The 18,125-nt window shown below is 63.2% G+C and carries 19 protein-coding genes; 16 read left to right on the top strand and 3 right to left on the bottom strand.

The annotated features are described in order from the left end of the window. The first annotated feature begins 107 nt into the window (after positions 1–107). The 12 genes from XdyCFBP7245_RS20370 (at position 108) to XdyCFBP7245_RS20315 (ending at position 11,603) form a co-directional block, all read left to right on the top strand. Complete coding sequence (locus XdyCFBP7245_RS20370; protein ID WP_244907871.1) at positions 108–869, top strand: flagellar hook-basal body complex protein; 762 nt, start codon at positions 108–110, stop codon at positions 867–869. 69 nt (positions 870–938) lie between these two features. Beyond that, the gene (locus XdyCFBP7245_RS20365; RefSeq protein ID WP_244907870.1) at positions 939–1,616 is read left to right on the top strand and encodes a FliM/FliN family flagellar motor switch protein; all 678 of its coding nucleotides are present in this window, start codon (positions 939–941) and stop codon (positions 1,614–1,616) included. 28 nt (positions 1,617–1,644) lie between these two features. Then, positions 1,645–1,899 (top strand): FliM/FliN family flagellar motor switch protein, encoded by a 255-nt coding sequence (locus XdyCFBP7245_RS20360; RefSeq protein ID WP_104617237.1) that lies wholly within the window; start codon positions 1,645–1,647, stop codon positions 1,897–1,899. A gap of 8 nt (positions 1,900–1,907) precedes the next feature. Then, a complete protein-coding gene (locus XdyCFBP7245_RS20355) occupies positions 1,908–2,231 on the top strand; it encodes a hypothetical protein (RefSeq protein ID WP_104617236.1) in 324 nt (107 codons plus the stop codon). 11 nt (positions 2,232–2,242) lie between these two features. Next, on the top strand, positions 2,243–2,980 hold the full coding sequence (gene fliP, locus XdyCFBP7245_RS20350; RefSeq protein ID WP_244907869.1) for a flagellar type III secretion system pore protein FliP: 738 nt from the start codon (positions 2,243–2,245) through the stop codon (positions 2,978–2,980). 6 nt (positions 2,981–2,986) lie between these two features. Beyond that, a complete protein-coding gene (locus XdyCFBP7245_RS20345; RefSeq protein ID WP_104617234.1) occupies positions 2,987–3,646 on the top strand; it encodes a sigma-70 family RNA polymerase sigma factor in 660 nt (219 codons plus the stop codon). 237 nt (positions 3,647–3,883) lie between these two features. Further along, a complete protein-coding gene (gene poxB / locus XdyCFBP7245_RS20340; protein WP_211287756.1) occupies positions 3,884–5,593 on the top strand; it encodes a ubiquinone-dependent pyruvate dehydrogenase in 1,710 nt (569 codons plus the stop codon). A 44-nt stretch (positions 5,594–5,637) separates the two neighbouring features. After that, positions 5,638–7,080 carry a sensor histidine kinase gene (locus XdyCFBP7245_RS20335; RefSeq protein ID WP_104617232.1) on the top strand — a complete coding sequence of 481 codons (1,443 nt, stop codon included), beginning with the start codon at positions 5,638–5,640 and terminating at the stop codon, positions 7,078–7,080. Continuing rightward, positions 7,065–8,405 carry a sigma-54-dependent transcriptional regulator gene (locus tag XdyCFBP7245_RS20330; RefSeq protein ID WP_104617231.1) on the top strand — a complete coding sequence of 447 codons (1,341 nt, stop codon included), beginning with the start codon at positions 7,065–7,067 and terminating at the stop codon, positions 8,403–8,405. The genes XdyCFBP7245_RS20335 and XdyCFBP7245_RS20330 overlap by 16 nt, the downstream gene beginning before the upstream one ends. Positions 8,406–8,735: 330 nt before the next feature. Further along, positions 8,736–9,530: a hypothetical protein gene (locus tag XdyCFBP7245_RS20325; RefSeq protein WP_104617230.1), complete on the top strand. Its 795-nt coding sequence runs from the start codon at positions 8,736–8,738 to the stop codon at positions 9,528–9,530. A gap of 131 nt (positions 9,531–9,661) precedes the next feature. Next, on the top strand, positions 9,662–10,285 hold the full coding sequence (locus XdyCFBP7245_RS20320; RefSeq protein ID WP_104617229.1) for a hypothetical protein: 624 nt from the start codon (positions 9,662–9,664) through the stop codon (positions 10,283–10,285). Positions 10,286–10,376: 91 nt separating this feature from the next. Further along, a complete protein-coding gene (locus XdyCFBP7245_RS20315; RefSeq protein ID WP_104617228.1) occupies positions 10,377–11,603 on the top strand; it encodes an MFS transporter in 1,227 nt (408 codons plus the stop codon). A 330-nt stretch (positions 11,604–11,933) separates the two neighbouring features. Here XdyCFBP7245_RS20315 and XdyCFBP7245_RS20310 read toward each other — a convergent pair whose 3' ends face one another. Next, positions 11,934–12,410 (bottom strand): tRNA (cytidine(34)-2'-O)-methyltransferase, encoded by a 477-nt coding sequence (locus tag XdyCFBP7245_RS20310; protein ID WP_104617227.1) that lies wholly within the window; start codon positions 12,408–12,410, stop codon positions 11,934–11,936. Between the two features lie 26 nt (positions 12,411–12,436). Then, entirely contained in the window at positions 12,437–12,898 is a 462-nt protein-coding gene (locus XdyCFBP7245_RS20305; protein WP_055853704.1) for an XAC0231 family protein, read from the bottom strand. Positions 12,899–13,284: 386 nt separating this feature from the next. Between XdyCFBP7245_RS20305 and XdyCFBP7245_RS20300 the strand changes: the two genes are divergently transcribed. From XdyCFBP7245_RS20300 to XdyCFBP7245_RS20285, 4 genes are all read left to right on the top strand, one after another. Continuing rightward, positions 13,285–13,605, top strand: a complete 321-nt coding sequence (locus tag XdyCFBP7245_RS20300) for a DUF4156 domain-containing protein (RefSeq protein WP_104617226.1) — start codon at positions 13,285–13,287, stop codon at positions 13,603–13,605. A 101-nt stretch (positions 13,606–13,706) separates the two neighbouring features. Further along, positions 13,707–14,723: a 3-oxoacyl-ACP synthase III gene (locus XdyCFBP7245_RS20295; protein WP_104617225.1), complete on the top strand. Its 1,017-nt coding sequence runs from the start codon at positions 13,707–13,709 to the stop codon at positions 14,721–14,723. Between the two features lie 118 nt (positions 14,724–14,841). Further along, positions 14,842–16,011 carry a Fic family protein gene (locus XdyCFBP7245_RS20290; protein WP_211287753.1) on the top strand — a complete coding sequence of 390 codons (1,170 nt, stop codon included), beginning with the start codon at positions 14,842–14,844 and terminating at the stop codon, positions 16,009–16,011. Positions 16,012–16,189: 178 nt separating this feature from the next. Next, the gene (locus XdyCFBP7245_RS20285; RefSeq protein WP_104617224.1) at positions 16,190–17,098 is read left to right on the top strand and encodes an alpha/beta fold hydrolase; all 909 of its coding nucleotides are present in this window, start codon (positions 16,190–16,192) and stop codon (positions 17,096–17,098) included. 492 nt (positions 17,099–17,590) lie between these two features. On the opposite strand, the gene XdyCFBP7245_RS20275 is transcribed toward XdyCFBP7245_RS20285, so the two are convergent. Beyond that, positions 17,591–17,974: a YkgJ family cysteine cluster protein gene (locus XdyCFBP7245_RS20275; RefSeq protein WP_104617222.1), complete on the bottom strand. Its 384-nt coding sequence runs from the start codon at positions 17,972–17,974 to the stop codon at positions 17,591–17,593. Positions 17,975–18,125 lie beyond the last annotated feature (151 nt).

The raw sequence follows: 18,125 nt of genomic DNA, 5'->3' as shown, positions 1-18,125 counted from the left end.
ACGCTGGCTAGAACGCTTGCGCACCCTGCCCGACGCAGTGCGCGAGCAGATGAGCCTGGTACCTTAAAAACGTGGGGATACCTAAGAACCTGGATGGCTTACGTACCTTGGATGCCAAGGCCACGACCAGCGTGCGGCTAAGCGGCAATCTATCCCCAACATCCACAGGCAGTTCGGTCAGCGACATCAAAGTCTATGACGCTGCCGGTACCGTCCATACGCTCAAGATCAATACTGCTGCGCCGGTTGCATCGGTCGGAGCGGGTCGTACTTATCGCGTCACCGTGACCGACGAATCCGGCGCACAAGTCGGCAGCGGTGATCTGCGTTTCAGCACCAGCGGTATGCTCGAGACGGGCTCCGGAACGCTCGAGGTCACGCTTTCGGCAGGCTCAGGCAGTCAGAAGGTCTCGCTTGGCTTCGGCACGCCAGGCACATTCACCGGAACGACCAGTCTGTCCGGTCTGACCGACAGTCTGACCGCCACCGTGGAGGACGGCAGTCCCGTGCTGGGCATCAATGCACTGGCATTCGACAACAAGGGCATCCTCCAGGTCACTTACAGCTCGACCGAAAAACGCCGGGGCGCTCAGCTTGCACTGGCGGCATTTCAAAGCGAGAGCACGTTGGAGCTCTCCAGTGGACGCATGCTGTCGGACGTGGAAAGTCAGCGCAGTGAGCTTGGTCGTGCCGGCTCCAGCGTCTTCGGGAGCATCCAGGGTGGCAGCCTGGAGATGTCGAATATCGATCTGACGCAGGAATTCGCCGACATGTTGATCATTCAGCGCGGCTATCAAGCCAGTTCGCGAGTGATGACAGTCAGCAATGAAATGATCGAACAGCTCTATAACAGCACACGGGGTGGTTGATCAATGAAACGTCTTGGTTGGATACGTCCTGCCACTGCCCAGAGCTTATGCGAGACCCTGGAGTTACGCTTGGTCGCCTGGCTCAAAGAATGGTCGGCCTCACAAGATCAGGTTGACCAGCGCCCGCGTGTTGCCGTCATGCAAACCGTTGAAGATTCTCTGGATACAGTGCACTGGCGGATCGCTACCACCAATGTCGGAGGACTGTTTGGTATTCGGCTACGTAGCGCGTCGTGCTCGGCACTTGGTGCGGAGTTGATGGGCTTATCCAGCGCCGCTGACACGCAGTTATGTGGGAGTGTGGGTGAGGATGCGCTGCAAGCGCTGCTAGACGCACTTGTAGGCAACCACATTTCCGACAGCGTGGGACGCAGCCAGCAGATCGATAACGATCGCTTCGCACCTCGCCATGGCGCTTTTCGTGCTACCGCGCACTGGGACGCGTTTGAGGTCGAAGTGATCGCTGATGCGGTCTGGTGTGCGTCGGAGAGTGACAGTATCGATCGAACTGTTCGTTCTGAGCTGACGTCACGTCATGCCGCGCTGCTCAATCAATCTGTTGGTCTGGATGCCCAGCTGATCGTGGGTGAGGTAGAGCTGGGCGAGGTGTCGACGCTGCGTATCGGCGAAGTTCTGATTGTCGACAGCGACGCGCACGCACCGCTTCATCTAATGAATGGAAACCAGGTCCTTGCCGCTGCGCGCTTGGTCGTTGTGCAAGGCCAGCGCGCACTTGAATTGCATTGAATAACAGATCTGATCAAGGACACGACGAATGAAGATGGAAACTAATACCGTAGCGCGCGATCTCTCGATCTTCGGTCACGTCAAGGCAAAGCTGGTAGCGCATGTCGGGCACGTAGAAATGAGCGTCGATGAGATCATGGCGCTTAAGCAGAGCGACGTGGTGACGCTGGAGGAGGCATGCGACGCACTGGTCACCCTCATGCTCAATGGCAAGGCAATTGCCAGAGGCGAGCTAATGGCTGTCGGCGACAAGCTCGGCGTCCGGATTCAAGAATTACTCTGAGCTAAGACATGCCGACTGCCATTCCCTACCGCGGCGATACGGTTCTCAGCGCCGCGACGTTTAGCCCAGCGCTTATCTGGACCACCGTTTTACTGACGGTGTTCGTCGCTGCTCTGTTATTACTGAAGAAGAAAGGAATGCTCGCGCGTTGGCAGGGCGGCGCTAGGATCTCCACTGCAGTTGGCAGCATCGTAAAACGTGCAGAGTATCGGGTCAGTCGCTCTACGGTTGTGTACCTGCTTGAGATCGAAGGCGAGAGCGTGCTGGTCACTGAGTCCAGGCATCAGGTTGGGATCCAACGTCTTGCTGCGGCCACAGAGGTATCAAAGTGACCCGGCGGAACGTGTATCGCCAGCTGCTGACTGGAGTTGTCGGTTTAAGCCTGATGCTTGTCGCCTCAGCGGTTTGCGCAGATCCGTTGAGCGATGCACTGAGCGCCGCAGGCAAACAGGAATTCTCTTCTACGCTGCGCGTTTTTGTGCTGATGACGATGCTCTCGTTCATTCCGGTCATCCTGATCGGCATGACATGCTTTACACGCATCATCGTTGTACTGGCCTTGTTGCGACATGCGCTAGGCATTCCACAAACACCACCTAACAGCGTACTGATTACGTTGGCGATGTTATTAACGTTGTTCTCGATGGGGCCGGTGCTGGACAAGGTTCAGCGGGATGCGCTGACGCCTTATCTTGCAGATCAGATTACTGCAACCGAAGCGGTGTCCCTTGCCACGCCATCGTTGCGCGACTTCATGGTGCGTCAGACACGCGAGTCGGATCTACTCGCAGTTAGCGAAATGGCCCGTGTCGCGCCGCCAAAGACCGTTGAAGAGATCCGTTTTACGCATCTTGCCGCAGCCTTCATTCTGAGTGAGCTGAAAACCGCATTTCAGATGGGATTTGTCATTTTTCTGCCGTTCCTGATGATCGATCTGGTGGTTTCCGCAATATTGATGGCGCTCGGCATTATCATGCTACCCCCTGCAACCGTTAGCCTTCCCCTCAAGCTTCTGCTATTTATTTTGATCGATGGATGGGTGCTCGTTTCCCGGACGTTGTTGGGCAGTATTTGGTCCTGACACGCCATGGACAAGGAGGCCCTTGTTGCCGAGCTTTGGAGGCGATTCAAGACAGAACACGATCTGCAGGCGAGAGACTTCCTGGTGACGGAGTATTCGCCGTGGGCGCGGATAGTTGCCGCCGACGTGTATCGCCGTGTCGGCCGTCGCGATCTGGACTGGGCGGATCATGTGCAAAATGCACACATCGGAATGCTGGAAGCGATGAGCAGGTACGACCCGGCTCGGTCGATTCCTTTTACGCTGTATGCAAAACGACGCGTGCGGGGAGCAGTATTCAACGGCGTACGCCAGCATAAATTCTCTCGCCGGATTGAAGACCCTATCGATACCTTGGCCGATGACATCGGCAGCCTCGATGGCTTCATCGGTGCGATTGTGCAGATCGCGACCCAGCATTTGGTGGAGCAGGCAACCGATGCTTGGCCCGGTCAGGCCATCGCAGAGGAGCAGTCTCGAAGCGTTTTGGCTCATGCGATGTTGCATTTAGCTCCACGCACGCGTGACATCTTCATGTCTTATTACTACTTGCATAAGCCCTTTGTACAGATCGCAAACGAGCTTGGCGTGACCAAGGGCAGGGTGTCCCAGCTTCACTCCCAGGGACTTGAGATCCTGCGCTCAAATCTCCGGCAGAATTCGTTTCAGTTAGGCGATTTTTTGTAGCGTCTGCTAGCCCTGTCCTGGCGACACGGGACCGTCTCGGTGATCCGGTCACATACACTGCTTGTAAAGATCGCGTTGTCTGTCGTATGCATTGGTTGGCATTCATGGTTATCTTCGAGGTCAGGTTCTCGGTTTGGCGTTTTCTTCGCCCCGAACTCGACATCAGGCACACATCTCTCCTGCCAAGCTGGTTGCTCAATACACTAGCGGAGCTGCATCGTGGCGAAGAAGAAGACGGTGGCGCGGTTTCTGGCCGAGACGCTGCAGAGCGCGGGTGTGGGGCGGATCTGGGGCGTGACCGGCGACAGCCTCAATGGCTTGACCGATGCACTGCGCGAGATGCAGACCATCGAGTGGATGCATGTGCGCCACGAAGAAGTCGCCGCATTCGCCGCAGGCGCCGAGGCTGCGGTGACCGGCACCCTGGCGGTGTGCGCCGGGAGTTGTGGGCCGGGCAATCTGCACTTGATCAACGGCTTGTTCGACTGCCATCGCAGCCGGCAGCCGGTGCTGGCGATCGCCGCGCATATTCCGTCGTCCGAGATCGGTCTGAACTATTTTCAGGAAACCCACCCACAAGAGCTGTTCCGCGAGTGCAGCCACTTTGTGGAGCTGGTGACCAATCCGGCGCAGCTGCCGGAAGTGCTGCATCGTGCGATGCGCACGGCCATCCTGCAGCAAGGCGTAGCGGTGGTAGTGATTCCCGGCGATATCGCGTTGCTGGAGGTGGACAAGCATCTGTCGAGCGCATGGCCTGCCCTGCGCGCGCCGCGCGTGCTGCCTGCGGCCGAGGATGTGCAGCAGTTGGCCGAGCTGTTGCAGCAGAGCAAGGCGGTCACCTTGTTGTGCGGCAGCGGGTGCGCAGGCGCACACGATGCGGTGGTGGCGCTGGCAGATAGGCTGGGCGCGCCGATCGTGCACGCGCTACGTGGCAAGGAATATGTGGAATGGGAGAACCCGTTCGATGTCGGTATGACCGGCTTGATCGGCTTCAGTTCCGGCTACCACGCAATGCTCAACTGCGACACCTTGATCATGTTGGGCACGGATTTCCCGTATCGGCAGTTCTATCCCAAGGACGCCACCATCGTGCAGGTGGACCGCGACCCCGGTGCCTTGGGACGGCGCACGCCGCTGCAGCTGGGCATTGCGGCGGATGTGGGCGAAACCATCGCGGCCTTGCTGCCGCAGTTGCAGCGGCGCGAAGACCGCCGCTTCCTGGAGAAATCGCTGGAGCACTACCGCAAGGCGCGCGAAGGGCTGGATGACCTGGCAGTGCCGGCCGATCCTGGTGAGCCGTTGCATCCGCAGTTCGTGACCCGACTGATCAGCCAGATTGCCGATCAGGATGCGGTGTTCACTTGCGATGTCGGCACGCCCACGGTGTGGGCGGCGCGCTATTTGCGCATGAATGGCAAGCGCCGTTTGCTGGGGTCGTTCAACCATGGCTCGATGGCCAATGCGATGCCGCAGGCGCTGGGCGCGCAGGCGGCGTTCCCCGGGCGGCAGGTGATTGCGCTATCGGGCGATGGCGGCTTTGCGATGTTGATGGGTGATTTCATTTCATTGGCGCAGTTGAACCTGCCAGTGAAGATCGTGGTGTTCAACAATGCCTCGCTGGGCTTTGTGGCGATGGAAATGAAGGCTGCCGGTTATCTGGATACCGGCACCGAGTTGCGCAACCCGGATTTTGCCGCGATGAGCAATGCGATGGGCATCCTGGGCATCCGCGTGGACGAATCGTCGCAGCTGGAGCGTGCGTTGCGGCAGGCCTTTGCGCATTCCGGTCCGGCGCTGGTGGATGTGCGCATCGCCACGCAGGAGTTGGCGGTACCGCCGGCGATCAAGCTCGAACAGGCCAAGGGCATGGGCCTGTACCTGCTCAAAGCGGTGATGAGCGGGCGGGGCGATGAGGTGATCGAGCTGGTCAAGACCAACCTGCGCTAACGCGACCAGTTCTATCATCGGCCGCCCTTGCCCGGATCGCTTGCATGCCACGTTCGCTACTGCGGCAATTGTTGCTGATCTGGGTGGTGATCGTGGCCGCCTGCCTGGGCGTGGCCACGATGTTGTATGGCCTGTATCGCCAGACCGAAGGTGTGCGGTTGGAAGACGCGCGGCAACAGTTGAGCGGGCAGTGCATGCGCATCGTGCAGCGCTATGCCGGCGCAAGCGAGGCCGCGCGCAGCGGCGACAACGGCGCAGGCTTGGCCGCGGTGGTGGTGCAATTGGTGCTGGCCGATGCGCCCGGCGTGGAAGGCGGCGTGTGGAATGTGGACAAGGGTTTCATCGCCTATGCCTACCCCACCTATGACGGCAGCGATCACAAGACCGATATCCCGGCAGCCGAGTGGACAACCATCGTGGGCACCGCGCGGCAAAGCGCGCAGGGACGCAAGACCGTGCAGTTCCGCCGCGATGGCAGTCGCGAGGTGCTGCTGATCAGCGCCTGCCCGTTGGCGGCCGGCACCGCGGCGTGGACCATGTCGCGGGTACCGGCGAGCAGTTCGGATGCGTGGCGGTCGCTGGTGGTCGGCATGGTGTTGATCTTTGCGATGGTCGCGGTCTCGGCCATTGCGCTGGGCGTGGTGGTGCGGCGCTGGAGTCAGCGTCTGCAGAAGATTCAACACGCATTGGCGGCCGATACAGAGATGCCGCGGATTCCGCACACGGGCGCGCCCGAACTCGATCGGCTTGGCGCTGCGGTGACGGGTTACGCGCAGCGCACTGCGCAGGCGCTGGCGCAGACCCGCAAGCTGGCCGACGAGCTGTCGCGGCACGAGCGGCTTGCCGCGCTCGGGCGCATGACTGCAACGGTGGCGCATGAAATCCGCAACCCCATCGCCACCATGCGGCTTGCGGTGGAAAACGAGATCGCACGCCGCGATGTCACTCCCGACGATGCCGCGCATGGCGCGCTGATGCTGGCGCAGATCCGACGTCTGGATGGCGTGGTCGAAAGCCTGCTCGGCATGGTGCAGCCGATCCGCCTGCAACTGGAGACAGTGGTGGTGCAGGACTGGCTGAAGGAGCTGCTGGATCCCACACTGTTGCCGCACACCGCGCATCAATTGCAGCTGCAGGTGCCGGATGCGCCGCTGCAGTGGTCACTGGATCCGCAGCAACTGGGGCGCGCATTGCACAATCTGCTGCGCAATGCGTTGCAGCACGCCGACCCAGGCACGCAGATTGTTATGTGTGCGGAGCAGCGCCAAGGCATGTTGCATTTGCAAGTGAGCAATCACGGTGCGCCCGTACCCGAGCCGATTGCGGCGCAGCTGTTCGAACCGTTCGTCAGCGGCCGCAGCGACGGCAATGGGCTGGGGCTGGCACTGGTGCGCGAGATCGCGCGCGCGCACGGCGGCCAGGCGCACTACATTCATGCCGATGGCATGACGCATTTCAATGTGGAGCTGCCATGGCGCGCATCCTGATCATCGACGACGACGCAGCATTTCTCGCCACCTTGCAGGCGACGCTGCGCTCGCTCGGGCACAGCGTGATTGCCGCAAGCGACGGCGCGCAGGGGCTGGCGCAGTTGCGCGAAGGCGGTGTCGATCTGGCGTTTGTGGATTTCCGCATGCCTGGCATGGACGGGATCGAGGTGTTGCGCGCGCGGGCGGGCGATGCACAGGCGGCCCAGGTGCCGCTGGTGATGCTTACCGCCCATGTGTCCAGCGGCAACACCATCGAGGCGATGACGCTGGGTGCGTTCGATCATCTGGTCAAGCCGGTGGGGCGTGCCGATATCGTCGATGTGGTGGAACGTGCGTTGCTGAGCCGCGCCGATGCTGCAGCCGACGAGCCGCCGATCCCGCTGCCTGAAGAAGACGATGCGCTGGTCGGCCACAGCCCGGCGATGCGCACCGTGCACAAGCGCATCGGCCTAGCGGCCGCATCGGACTTGCCTGTGCTGATCACCGGCGAGACCGGCACCGGCAAGGAGTTGGCCGCGCGTGCATTGCATCGCGCCAGTGCGCGCGCGAATGCGGCGTTTGTGGCGGTCAATTGCGCGGCCATTCCGTTGGAGTTGATGGAGAGCGAGTTGTTCGGTCATCGCAAGGGCGCCTTTTCCGGTGCGACCAGCGACCGAATCGGCCTGATCCGCGAGGCCGATGGCGGCACCTTGTTTCTGGATGAAATCGGCGACATGCCGTTACCGATGCAGGCCAAGCTGCTGCGCTTCCTGCAGGAAGGCGAAGTGACGCCGCTGGGCGGCCGCGGTGCGCAGAAGGTGGACGTGCGCGTGCTGGCGGCCACTCATCGCGATCTGGCCGCGTGGGTGGCCGCCGGGCAGTTCCGCAGCGACCTGCGTTACCGCTTGAACGTGGTGCCGATCGAGCTGCCGCCGCTGCGCGAGCGTGGGCAGGACATCGTGCTGCTGGCCGACTACTTTCTGCGCACAGGGCAGGGCAGTGCACGCGCGCTGTCGCCGGCCGCGCAGGCGCGCGTGCTGGCCTACCCGTGGCCGGGCAATGTGCGCGAGCTGCGCAATGTCATGCAGCGTAGCCAGGTGCTGGTGCGCGGGCGCAGCATCGAGGCGGACGATCTGGACGAGGCGCTCGGCGACCTCGCGCCGCCGCAGGCGCCGCCGGCGGCTCCGGAAATGCAGCTCCCCGAAGCGGTGGCGCGGCTGGAGAAACAGATGATCCAGGATGCGCTGTCACACAGCGGCGGCAATCGTGCCGAGGCCGCACGCCGGCTCGGCATTCATCGGCAGCTGCTGTACCGCAAGCTCGACGACTACGGCTTGCAGTAGGCGCGCGGGCTGGCGCCTGCAAGGCTGTGCGGATGGGTGACGAACCGGTGCCGATCGAGTGGTTCGCCCGCCTAGCCCGATTGCCGGCAGGACGTTGCAAACATTAGACGCGGACGCAGCCTGCAATCGCGAACGCCGGCCTTCGAGGCTGCCCGGACAGGGGACACCGCAGCGCAGGTGTCTGAAAAACGGACAACGCTGGATGAAATGCAGACATCTTAGGTGCCCTGTTCAAGGCCATCAGCCTTGAAAAACAAGGCTTCCCGAGTTGGCACGATGTCTGCGTTGTACGCATTGCGAGCGGCACTCCTGCCGCGCTGGAGACATCACATGCTTCGTCAGACCGTACTTGCTGTTGCATTGGCCTACAGCGTGGCTACCGCGGCGGCGCAGGTTCCGCCGCCGCCTGCCGCGCCGGTCGCACCGCGTCCGCCGGTGGGCACGCCGCCCCCACCGCCGCCCATGCCGCCTGCGCCGCCGGCACCGGTGGCCGCCACGCCGGTGCAGGTCAGCGGCACCGTCGAGCGTTTCATGCTCAATCCCAACGGCGACGTGGACGGGCTGTGGTTGCGCGACGGCACCCAGGTGGCGTTTGCACCGCATCTGTCCGCTGACCTACAGGCAGCCGTGCGCCGCGGCGATGCGGTGAGCGTGCAAGGCTATCGCCTGGGCGACTTGCCGGTACTGCGTGCCAGCAGCATCCGCTCCACGCGCAGCAAGCGCGAGGTGGTGGACCGCCCGCCGTTGGCCGGCGACATGCCGCCGCCCGCGCCTGCCGCACTCACGCCGTTAACAGCGGACGGACGCATCGAGCGCCTGGTCTACGGCCCGGGCGGCGAAACCAACGGTGCATTGCTGAGCGACGGCACCGTGGTGCGGATGCCGCCGCATCTGGCATTGCAGTTGAGCGGCCTGCTGCGTACTGGAGCACCGCTGAGCGTGCGCGGGTTCGGTGTCGCCACCGCGGCCGGGCGCGCGATCGAAGCCACCGCAGTGGGTCGCGACCGCGCGTCGCAGCGTGCGTTGTTCGTTCCTCCGCGCCCGGATGGTCCGCTGCCGCCGCCACCGCCGCAGGCACCACCCGGGCCGCCCGTGCCGCCAGCGGCCCTACCGACACCGCGCTGACGCAAGCCGCCGCCGCGAACGCGACGGCGGCGCCCACCCAGACCTTCGTTTACGCGCCTCCGCCATGCCACCCGCGTGGCGGCGGGCGCGGCTTGCCGGCCTTGGCCGGTCCTACCTAGTTGGAGTCCACAATGCATTGGGTCGATCCTGATTTCCTCCCTGAAACCCGCGGCACCCTGGCGCGTTTTCTGCTCAATCCCAAGGCCGATATCGACGGCCTGCTGCTCACCGATGGCACCGAAGTACACACGCCGCCGCATCTGTCGGCGGCCTTGCTCAAGGCGCTCAAGCCCGGCAGCGCATTGACCGTGCGCGGCCTCAAGCCACGCGATGTGGACATGCTGGTGGCCCTGGCGATCGACCCAGACGGCGGCAAGCGCATCCTCGACGAGGGCCCGCATGGGCCGCATGCCAAGCCCAAGCCCAAGCCCAAGCCCAAACCGCCGGCCGGCAAGCCGCCCAAGCCGCAGCTCACCCAGCACGCCGGCACCATCGCGCGGCTGCTGCATGGCCCGCACGGGCAGGTGCATGGCGTGCTGTTCGACGACGAAGTGACGGTGCGGTTTCCGCCGCATGTCGGTGCCGACTTCGCCAAGCAGCTGGTGGTCGGCAAGCCGTTGGTGGTCGAAGGCGACACCAAGGCCACACCGCATGGCGTGTTGATCCACGCCCATGCGCTGGGCAGCAAGGCTGCTGCGTTGAAGCAGATCGACCATCCGCCGCATGGCCCGGGCGCGCACAAGCCCAAGCACTAGGCGCCGCAATGTGCCCGCTGCGCTGCAATGAGACAGGCGTCATCGGCGTTGCCCTGCAGGCAGGCCGTGCAGGGCAACACGCAGCAGGGCGATGCGCATGAGCACGTCGACCCGACCGCGTGGCACGCGCGCGCTGGAAGCGCTGCATTTCAGCGTGGCCGATGTCCAGGACGGGCTGGGGCCGTTTTTGAGCGTGTTTTTGCAGTCCAAGGGCTGGTCGGTGGGCGCGATCGGCACGGTGATGAGCGTGGGCGGCATTGCCGGCATGCTCGCCACCACGCCGGCCGGCGCATTGGTCGATGCCACCCGGCGCAAGCGCGCCGTGGTGGTGGTCGGCTGTCTGGCGATCCTGCTCGCCACCGCGTTGATCTGGCTAAGCCCGACGCCTTCCGGCGTGGTCGCTGCACAGATCGCATCGGCGCTGGCGGCGGCCGGCATCGGCCCGGCGCTGACCGGCATTACGTTGGGCCTGGTGCGTGCGCGCGGGTTCGATCATCAACTGGCGCGCAACCAGGTCGCCAATCACGCCGGCAACATGCTGGCGGCGGTGCTGGCCGGCTGGTTGGGATGGCGCTACGGGTTTGGCGCGATCTTCGCGCTCACGGCGGTGTTCGGCGTGTTGGCGCTGGCAGCCGTGCTGTCGATTCCGGCAACTGCCATCGACCATCGTGCTGCACGCGGCCTGGGGCATGCCGATGGTGCAGACGCATTGAGCGCCTGGCGGGTGTTGCTGACCTGCCGGCCGCTTGCATTGCTGGCGGTCACGCTGGGGCTGTTTCATCTGGGCAACGCGGCGATGCTGCCGTTGTACGGCATGGCGATCGTGGCCGCGCATGCCGGCGACCCGAGCGCGCTGACCGCCACCACGATTGTGGTTGCCCAAGCCACGATGGTGGTGGTTGCATTGCTGGCGATGCGCTGGATCCGCGTGCACGGGCATTGGTGGGTATTGCTGCTGGCCTTCATGGCCTTGCCGCTGTGCGCGTTGGTGGCGGCCTCGGTGATTCACGGCTGGGGCGTATTTCCGGTGCAGATCCTCGATGGGCTCGGCGCCGGTCTGCAAAGCGTGGTGGTGCCGGCATTGGTGGCGCGCTTGCTGCACGGCACCGGCCGGGTCAACGTCGGCCAGGGCGCGGTGATGACGGTGCAGGGGGTTGGCGCGGCGCTTAGCCCGGCGTTTGGCGGCTGGCTCGCGCACGCCTTCGGCTACCGCATCGCGTTTTTGAGCCTGGGTGCCATCGCCTTGCTGGCAGTGGCGTTATGGGCCGGCTGCCGCGGCCTGTTGCAGGCAGCGGCCGACGTGCAGACCGCGTCGTAGTGGCGGCGCAGGTGCGTGCAAGAAAGCGCGTGTGTAGTGACGTCCATCGCCAGCGGTGCGTGGTGTGCAATTGCGCTGTGTCGTCGAAGATCGCACGCTTTGATGCAAGGACGGAAGACGCGTAGTGCGCAGGCAGGCAACACGGCAATCACGAGCGTGCTGTGAGTTGTGGGCAGTGCTGGGTGTGTGGCGTTCGATCACGCCTGGCCAACAAGTGCAGCACCTGATCGGTAGACGCGGGCGCATTTCGCTTGAGCACTGAGTTTGCAGTGGTCCATGCCGATTGCCGGGAGCAGAGCCGCAGTGTTTGGCGATTGCGCTGCGTCGCGCTTACTGACCGCCAGCGAAGTTCCACTGCCGCCAGGCTTCGAACACCATCACCGCCACGGTGTTGGACAGATTGAGGCTGCGATTGTCCGGGCGCATCGGCAGACGCAGACGATGCTGCGGCGGGATCGACTCCAGCACCTCGGCCGGCAGGCCGCGGGTTTCCGGGCCGAACAAAAACGCATCGCCGTCGGCGAACTGCGGTGTGTCGTAACGCACCGTGCTGCGCGTACTCAGGGCAAACACACGCGTGGGCGCGATGGCAGCCAATGCAGTTGCCAGGTCGGCGTGCACGTGCAGGGTCGCGTATTCGTGATAGTCCAGGCCCGCGCGCTTGAGCTGCTTGTCGCTGAGGTCGAAGCCGAGCGGCTCGATCAGATGCAGGCGCGCGCCGGTGTTGGCGCACAAGCGAATCACATTGCCCGTGTTGGGCGGAATTTCCGGTTGAAACAGGATGACATCGAGGACGGGTGCTGACATGCGCGCAAGTGTAGCTGCGCGCGTGCTTAAAGGCTGATGGCGGCGCTGACCAGCGCTTCCAGTTCGGCCGGCGACGGCTGCAGCTGCGGCACCGGCAGATTGACCATGACCTGACCCATCAATGCACCGATGGCGGCGGCGGTCTGGCCGGAGGCGCTCTGGGCAGTGGCGGCGCTGCTGCGGACCACCAGCTCGGCGCGCTGTTCGGCCGACGGACGGACCTGCACTGCGGCAAGGGTGACCACGCGCGGGCCGGCCTGTTCGGCAGCGAAGGCAGCAAGCTGCTCGGCGGACGGGCGCACTTGCACCGCAGTCAGGGTGCGGATGTCGCTGCTGCGTTCCAGCGTCTGTTGGGCGATCTGGTCGGCGGCCGGGCGAACCTGGACGGTGTCGAGTGTGGTCAGGCTGGCGGCCTGGGCAAAACCGGCGAAGGTGGTGCCGGCCAGCAGGGCGGCGGAGAGGGCGATGCGCAGGGTCTGGGTCTTCATGGCGAGGTCTCTTGGTGTGGGTGATTAGTGGTGTGGTAGTAATGTAGTACACCGTTTCGGTACGTGCAAGAACTTTCGGAGGGCTGATTTATTTGTTCAGCAAAAAGTCAGCTTTGCGTTATCGACTTCGGTTGCCTGGTGGATAGAGCAAACCGCATGCCATCTCGAATGCATTGTTTTGAAAGGAGTTGTTTGAATCCGCGGGTGTCCGCGTCCGGACACCCGGACGCGTTTGCGGGCAGTGGACAGCGCCGCCGCCGCTGGCAATGGGCAGCTGGCGGCAGGTTCCGGTGTGCTGAATGAGGCGTATGGCACATGCCGGGCACGCGTTTGACCACCGGACAACTGCGGCACAATCCGGCTTTGCCCTTCGGTGTGGATGACTTATGCGCGTGCTGATGCTGTCTGTTATGGTTGCCACCACCACTGCGGCGTGCACCTGGGTGCCGATCGAACAAAGCGGCAAGAGCGTGCAGGTCTTGCCCGCAGGCCCTGTGCCGGCTGGCTGTCAGCAGCAGGGCGAGGTAGTGGTGACGGTCAAGAGCAAGGTCGGCTTCTACAACCGCAACCCGCTACGCGTGCAGGAAGAACTGGAAACCCTGGCGCGCAACGAGGCGCCGGGCGCCAACGCCAACACCGTGCAGGCACAAGGCCAGCCGGCCGACGGAAGCCAGCGCTTCAACGCCTTCCGCTGCCCGCCGCGCTGAACCGTTGGGCTGGGGCGCGGGCGGTTCAAATGTAAAGATGCGGTAAAACCAGCCAGCGGCTAGACTAGCGCCCCCTCGCCTGACGCCATGGCGCTACTTCGATGCTCTTCCAGAATGTCTCCATCGCGGGACTGGCGCATATTGATGCGCCGCACACGCTGACTTCCAAGGAAATCAACGAGCGCCTGCAACCGACCTACGACCGCCTCGGGATCAAGACCGACGTGTTGGGCGACGTTGCCGGTATCCATGCACGGCGCTTGTGGGATCAGGATGTTCAGGCATCCGACGCCGCTACCCAGGCCGCGCGCAAGGCGCTGATCGATGCCGGCATCGGCATCGAGAAGATCGGCCTGCTGGTCAACACCTCGGTGAGCCGCGACTACCTGGAGCCGTCCACGGCGTCCATCGTGTCCGGCAACCTCGGGGTCAGCGACCATTGCGTGACCTTCGATGTGACCAACGCCTGCCTTGCCTTCATCAACGGCATGGACATCGCCGCGCGCATGCTGGAGCGCGGCGAGATCGACTACGCCTTGGTCGTCGATGGCGAGACCGCCAACCTGGTCTATGAAAAGACCCTGGAGCGCATGACCTCCCCGGACGTCACCGAGGAGGAGTTCCGCAACGAACTCGCCGCGCTGACCTTGGGCTGCGGCGCTGCCGCGATGGTGATGGCACGCACCGAGCTGGTGCCCGACGCGCCGCGCTACAAGGGTGGCGTGACCCGCTCGGCTACCGAGTGGAACAAGCTGTGCCGCGGCAACCTGGACCGCATGGTCACCGACACCCGCTTGCTGCTGATCGAAGGCATCAAGCTGGCACAAAAGACCTTCCTGGCGGCCCGTCAGGTGCTGGGCTGGGCGGTCGATGAGCTGGACCAGTTCGTGATCCACCAGGTCAGCCGCCCGCACACGGCCGCATTCGTCAAATCGTTCGGCATCGACCCGGCCAAGGTCATGACCATCTTCGGCGAACACGGCAACATCGGCCCGGCCTCGGTGCCGATCGTGCTGAGCAAGCTCAAGGAACTGGGCCGTCTGAAGAAGGGCGACCGGATCGCGCTGCTGGGAATCGGCTCGGGGCTGAACTGCTCGATGGCGGAAGTGGTTTGGTGAGTGTTGCCAGCTCGGGCGCGGCATAAGACTTCATTTATGCCGCGCTGAGTCGCCACTTAGGAAAGAAAGTGGTAAAAAAGTTTCCTTACTGGCCCAGTCGTCGGTTGTAAGGAAAAGCATGCCACACCGCACGACAGGCCATTACGTCGCCGGGGCCTTGGCCGCAAGCCGCTATCAGGCTTTCATCCCGGATCCGTTACCACCACAACCGGCACTGGACTTCACTGTGGCCGAGCTGGTCGCGCGCAAAGAGCGCGCCGACCAGGCGCTGGGGCGGCTGGACGGCATCACACTGATGCTGCCCGACCCGGAACTGTTCTTGTATCAGTACGTGCGCAAGGAAGCGTTGCTGTCGTCGCAGATCGAAGGGACGCAGTCGTCGCTATCGGACCTGCTGCTGTTTGAAATGGATGCCGCGCCCGGTGTGCCGATCGACGATGTCGAAGAAGTCTCCAACTACGTTGACGCGCTCAATCATGGGCTTCGGCGATTACGCGAGGACGACTTCCCGCTATCGCTGCGGCTGTTGCGCGAAGTACATGCTTTGCTCCTGCAAGGCGGGCGCGGCGCTGGCAAACAGCCGGGCGAATTTCGCCGGACTCAGGTCTGGATCGGTGGCGCGTCGCCCGCACTGGCGCAGTTCGTCCCGCCACCACCGGATGCACTGCCTGCAGCGCTGGCTGCGCTCGAACAGTTTTTGCACGCCTTGCCCGGGCAGACGCCGCCGTTGGTAAAGGCGGCGCTTGCGCATGTGCAATTTGAGACCATCCATCCTTTCAGCGATGGCAACGGGCGCCTCGGGCGCTTGCTGATCACCTTGATCTTGTGCAGCGAAGGCGTATTGCGCGCACCCAGCCTGTATCTGAGCCTGTACTTCAAACGTCGCCGTGCCGAGTACTACGATCGCCTCAATGCAGTCAGGACAACCGGCGATTGGGAAGGGTGGCTGGGCTTCTTTCTGGATGGCGTCGCGGAAACAGCGCAACAGGCGGTCGACACCGCGCAGCGGCTGCTCGCGCTGTTGGCACGCGATCGCGCAAGGATTACGGCGCTGGGTCAGCGTGCCGGCAATGTCGGGTTGGTGTTCGAGCACTTTGCACGCCGGGTCGTTTTGTCCGTGCCGCAGGTTGCGCCGCAGCTGTCGCTGAGCGCGCCGACCATCCGCGCGGCAATACGCACCCTTGAGCAACTGGACATCGTCAACGAACTCACCGGACAGCAGCGGCATCGCATCTTTGCGTACCAGGCCTACCTCGGCATCCTCAGCGAGGGCGCGCAGCCGCTATGACTGATGTAACGTGCGCGCTCTGTTGCGCTGCCGCCGGTGTGGTGTGGTGTGGTGCGCGTGCCGCCGTCGTAGCCGGGCATGCCGGCTACACGTCAAAATAGTCATGAGAGAGATCCGGCTGCATGTGCAGATGCTGCGATAAGGCGCATTGCCCGGATTCAACACAGTCGAGAAATCAATGAACTACCCAGGCTACCCCTTCACCCCCAAGCGCCTCGATGTGCGGCCAGGCGTTGCGATGTCGTATCTGGACGAGGGTCCACGCGATGGCGAGGTGGTCGTGATGCTGCACGGCAATCCGTCGTGGAGCTATCTGTGGCGGCATCTGGTCAGCGGGCTGTCCGATCGCTACCGCTGCATCGTGCCCGACCATGTCGGCATGGGCTTGTCCGACAAGCCGGACGATGCACCCGATGCGCAGCCGCGCTACGACTACACCTTGCAGTCGCGCGTGGACGATCTGGATACCTTGTTGCGGCATCTAGGCATCAGCGGGCCGGTCACGCTGGCGGTGCACGACTGGGGCGGCATGATCGGGTTCGGCTGGGCGTTGTCGCATCACGCGCAGGTCAAACGGCTGGTGATCACCAACACTGCCGCATTCCCGCTGCCGCCGGAAAAGCCGATGCCATGGCAGATCGCGATGGGACGCCATTGGCGGCCGGGCGAATGGTTCATCCGCACCTTCAACGCGTTTTCGTCCGGTGCGTCATGGTTCGGCGTATCAAAGCGCATGACCTCGGCCGTGCGCCGCGCCTATGTGGCGCCGTACAACAACTGGCGCAACCGCATCTCCACCATCCGCTTCATGCAGGACATTCCGCTGTCGCCGGCAGACAAGGGCTGGGCGTTGCTGGAACGTTCCGCACAGGCCTTGCCGTCGTTTGCCGACCGCCCTGCGTTTATCGCGTGGGGCCTACGCGATATCTGCTTCGACAAGCACTTTCTCGCCGGTTTTCGCCGCGCATTGCCGAATGCAGATGTGACGGCCTTCGAGGATGCCAACCACTACGTGCTCGAAGACAAGCACGACGTGTTGGTGCCGGCGATCCGCACGTTTCTGGACACGCATCCGCTTGAGGGCTGATTTGCATGGGCGACTTGCTAGCGGGTCTGTCAGATCTGCCTCCCCTGACGATAGGGATTGCCCTTTCAAGCTTCTTAACAGGAGCGCTCAGCGGTGCCTTTCTTCAGCATCGCGCTAGCGCCAAGCGTGCGTCGGATATATTTAGGCTAGCCCTGCTCGAGGCGTTCTCAGGCATGTATCCGACACCGTCGAACTGGCCTTCTAACGTTGACGCAAGGCTTCGGTCCGTTTATCCGAAGCTGGAGCAGGCCGTAGAGGCTTTTCGGCCTCATCTTTCCTTGTGGAGGAGGCGATCGTTCAACCAAGCATGGTTCCTCTACAGGCTGGGAGAGGATGGGCGTGAGATCGATGTCCAGGTCTATCATCAATACATGGAGTTCATGGAGGCGGGTCACCCCCCCCATTGATCCAAAAAAAGTTTTTATGACGAATGTCTCTCGACTGCTCGCATTTGCGGCAAAAGCCTGAAACTACAGTTTGAACTCTAGTGCTTTACATATCCGGCAATGGATTCTTTTCGCTCTCACGTACGTCTGACCAGTCAGCCTCGGTCAGCGCATGCAGCCCATGCGCCAGGCGCGACTTGTCGCATTGCGCACTACGCTCGCCAAATTCCAGCGAGGCCGGGACGGCGGCGCAGGAGGACGGGCGACGGTCGTGGATGCTGCAGCGGCTGTAGCGGCCGATGTCCGCATCCAGCGCGATGCAGCGCGGCTGCGATTGCGAGGTGCCGCGCATCACGCGCTCGTGCGTGCGCAAGGAGTCGGTCAGTTCGATCGGCACCCTGCCGCCCAATGCGGGGTCGGTTTCGCTCCAGTGGAAACTGACGCGGAAATAGGCGCAGCAAGCGCCGCAGGTAAGGCAGGGATGTGCCATGGAATGCCGGGCCTGGCGCGGCGAAATCGCGTGGGGAGCGCGGCATTCTGACCGAACCGTGCTGCGATACAAGAGGCGTGGTGGCGTGCAGGTCCGCGATTCGTCTGCCTGGACCGATCAGACCGGCGAAGAGCATGCATTGCGCGGTGGG

The sequence above is a fragment of the Xanthomonas dyei genome (assembly GCF_002939865.1).
In the GTDB taxonomy this organism is placed as follows: Bacteria; Pseudomonadota; Gammaproteobacteria; order Xanthomonadales; family Xanthomonadaceae; genus Xanthomonas; species Xanthomonas dyei.
Note: the sequence above shows the minus strand (reverse complement) of the source record. Positions and strands in the feature narration are given on the sequence as shown.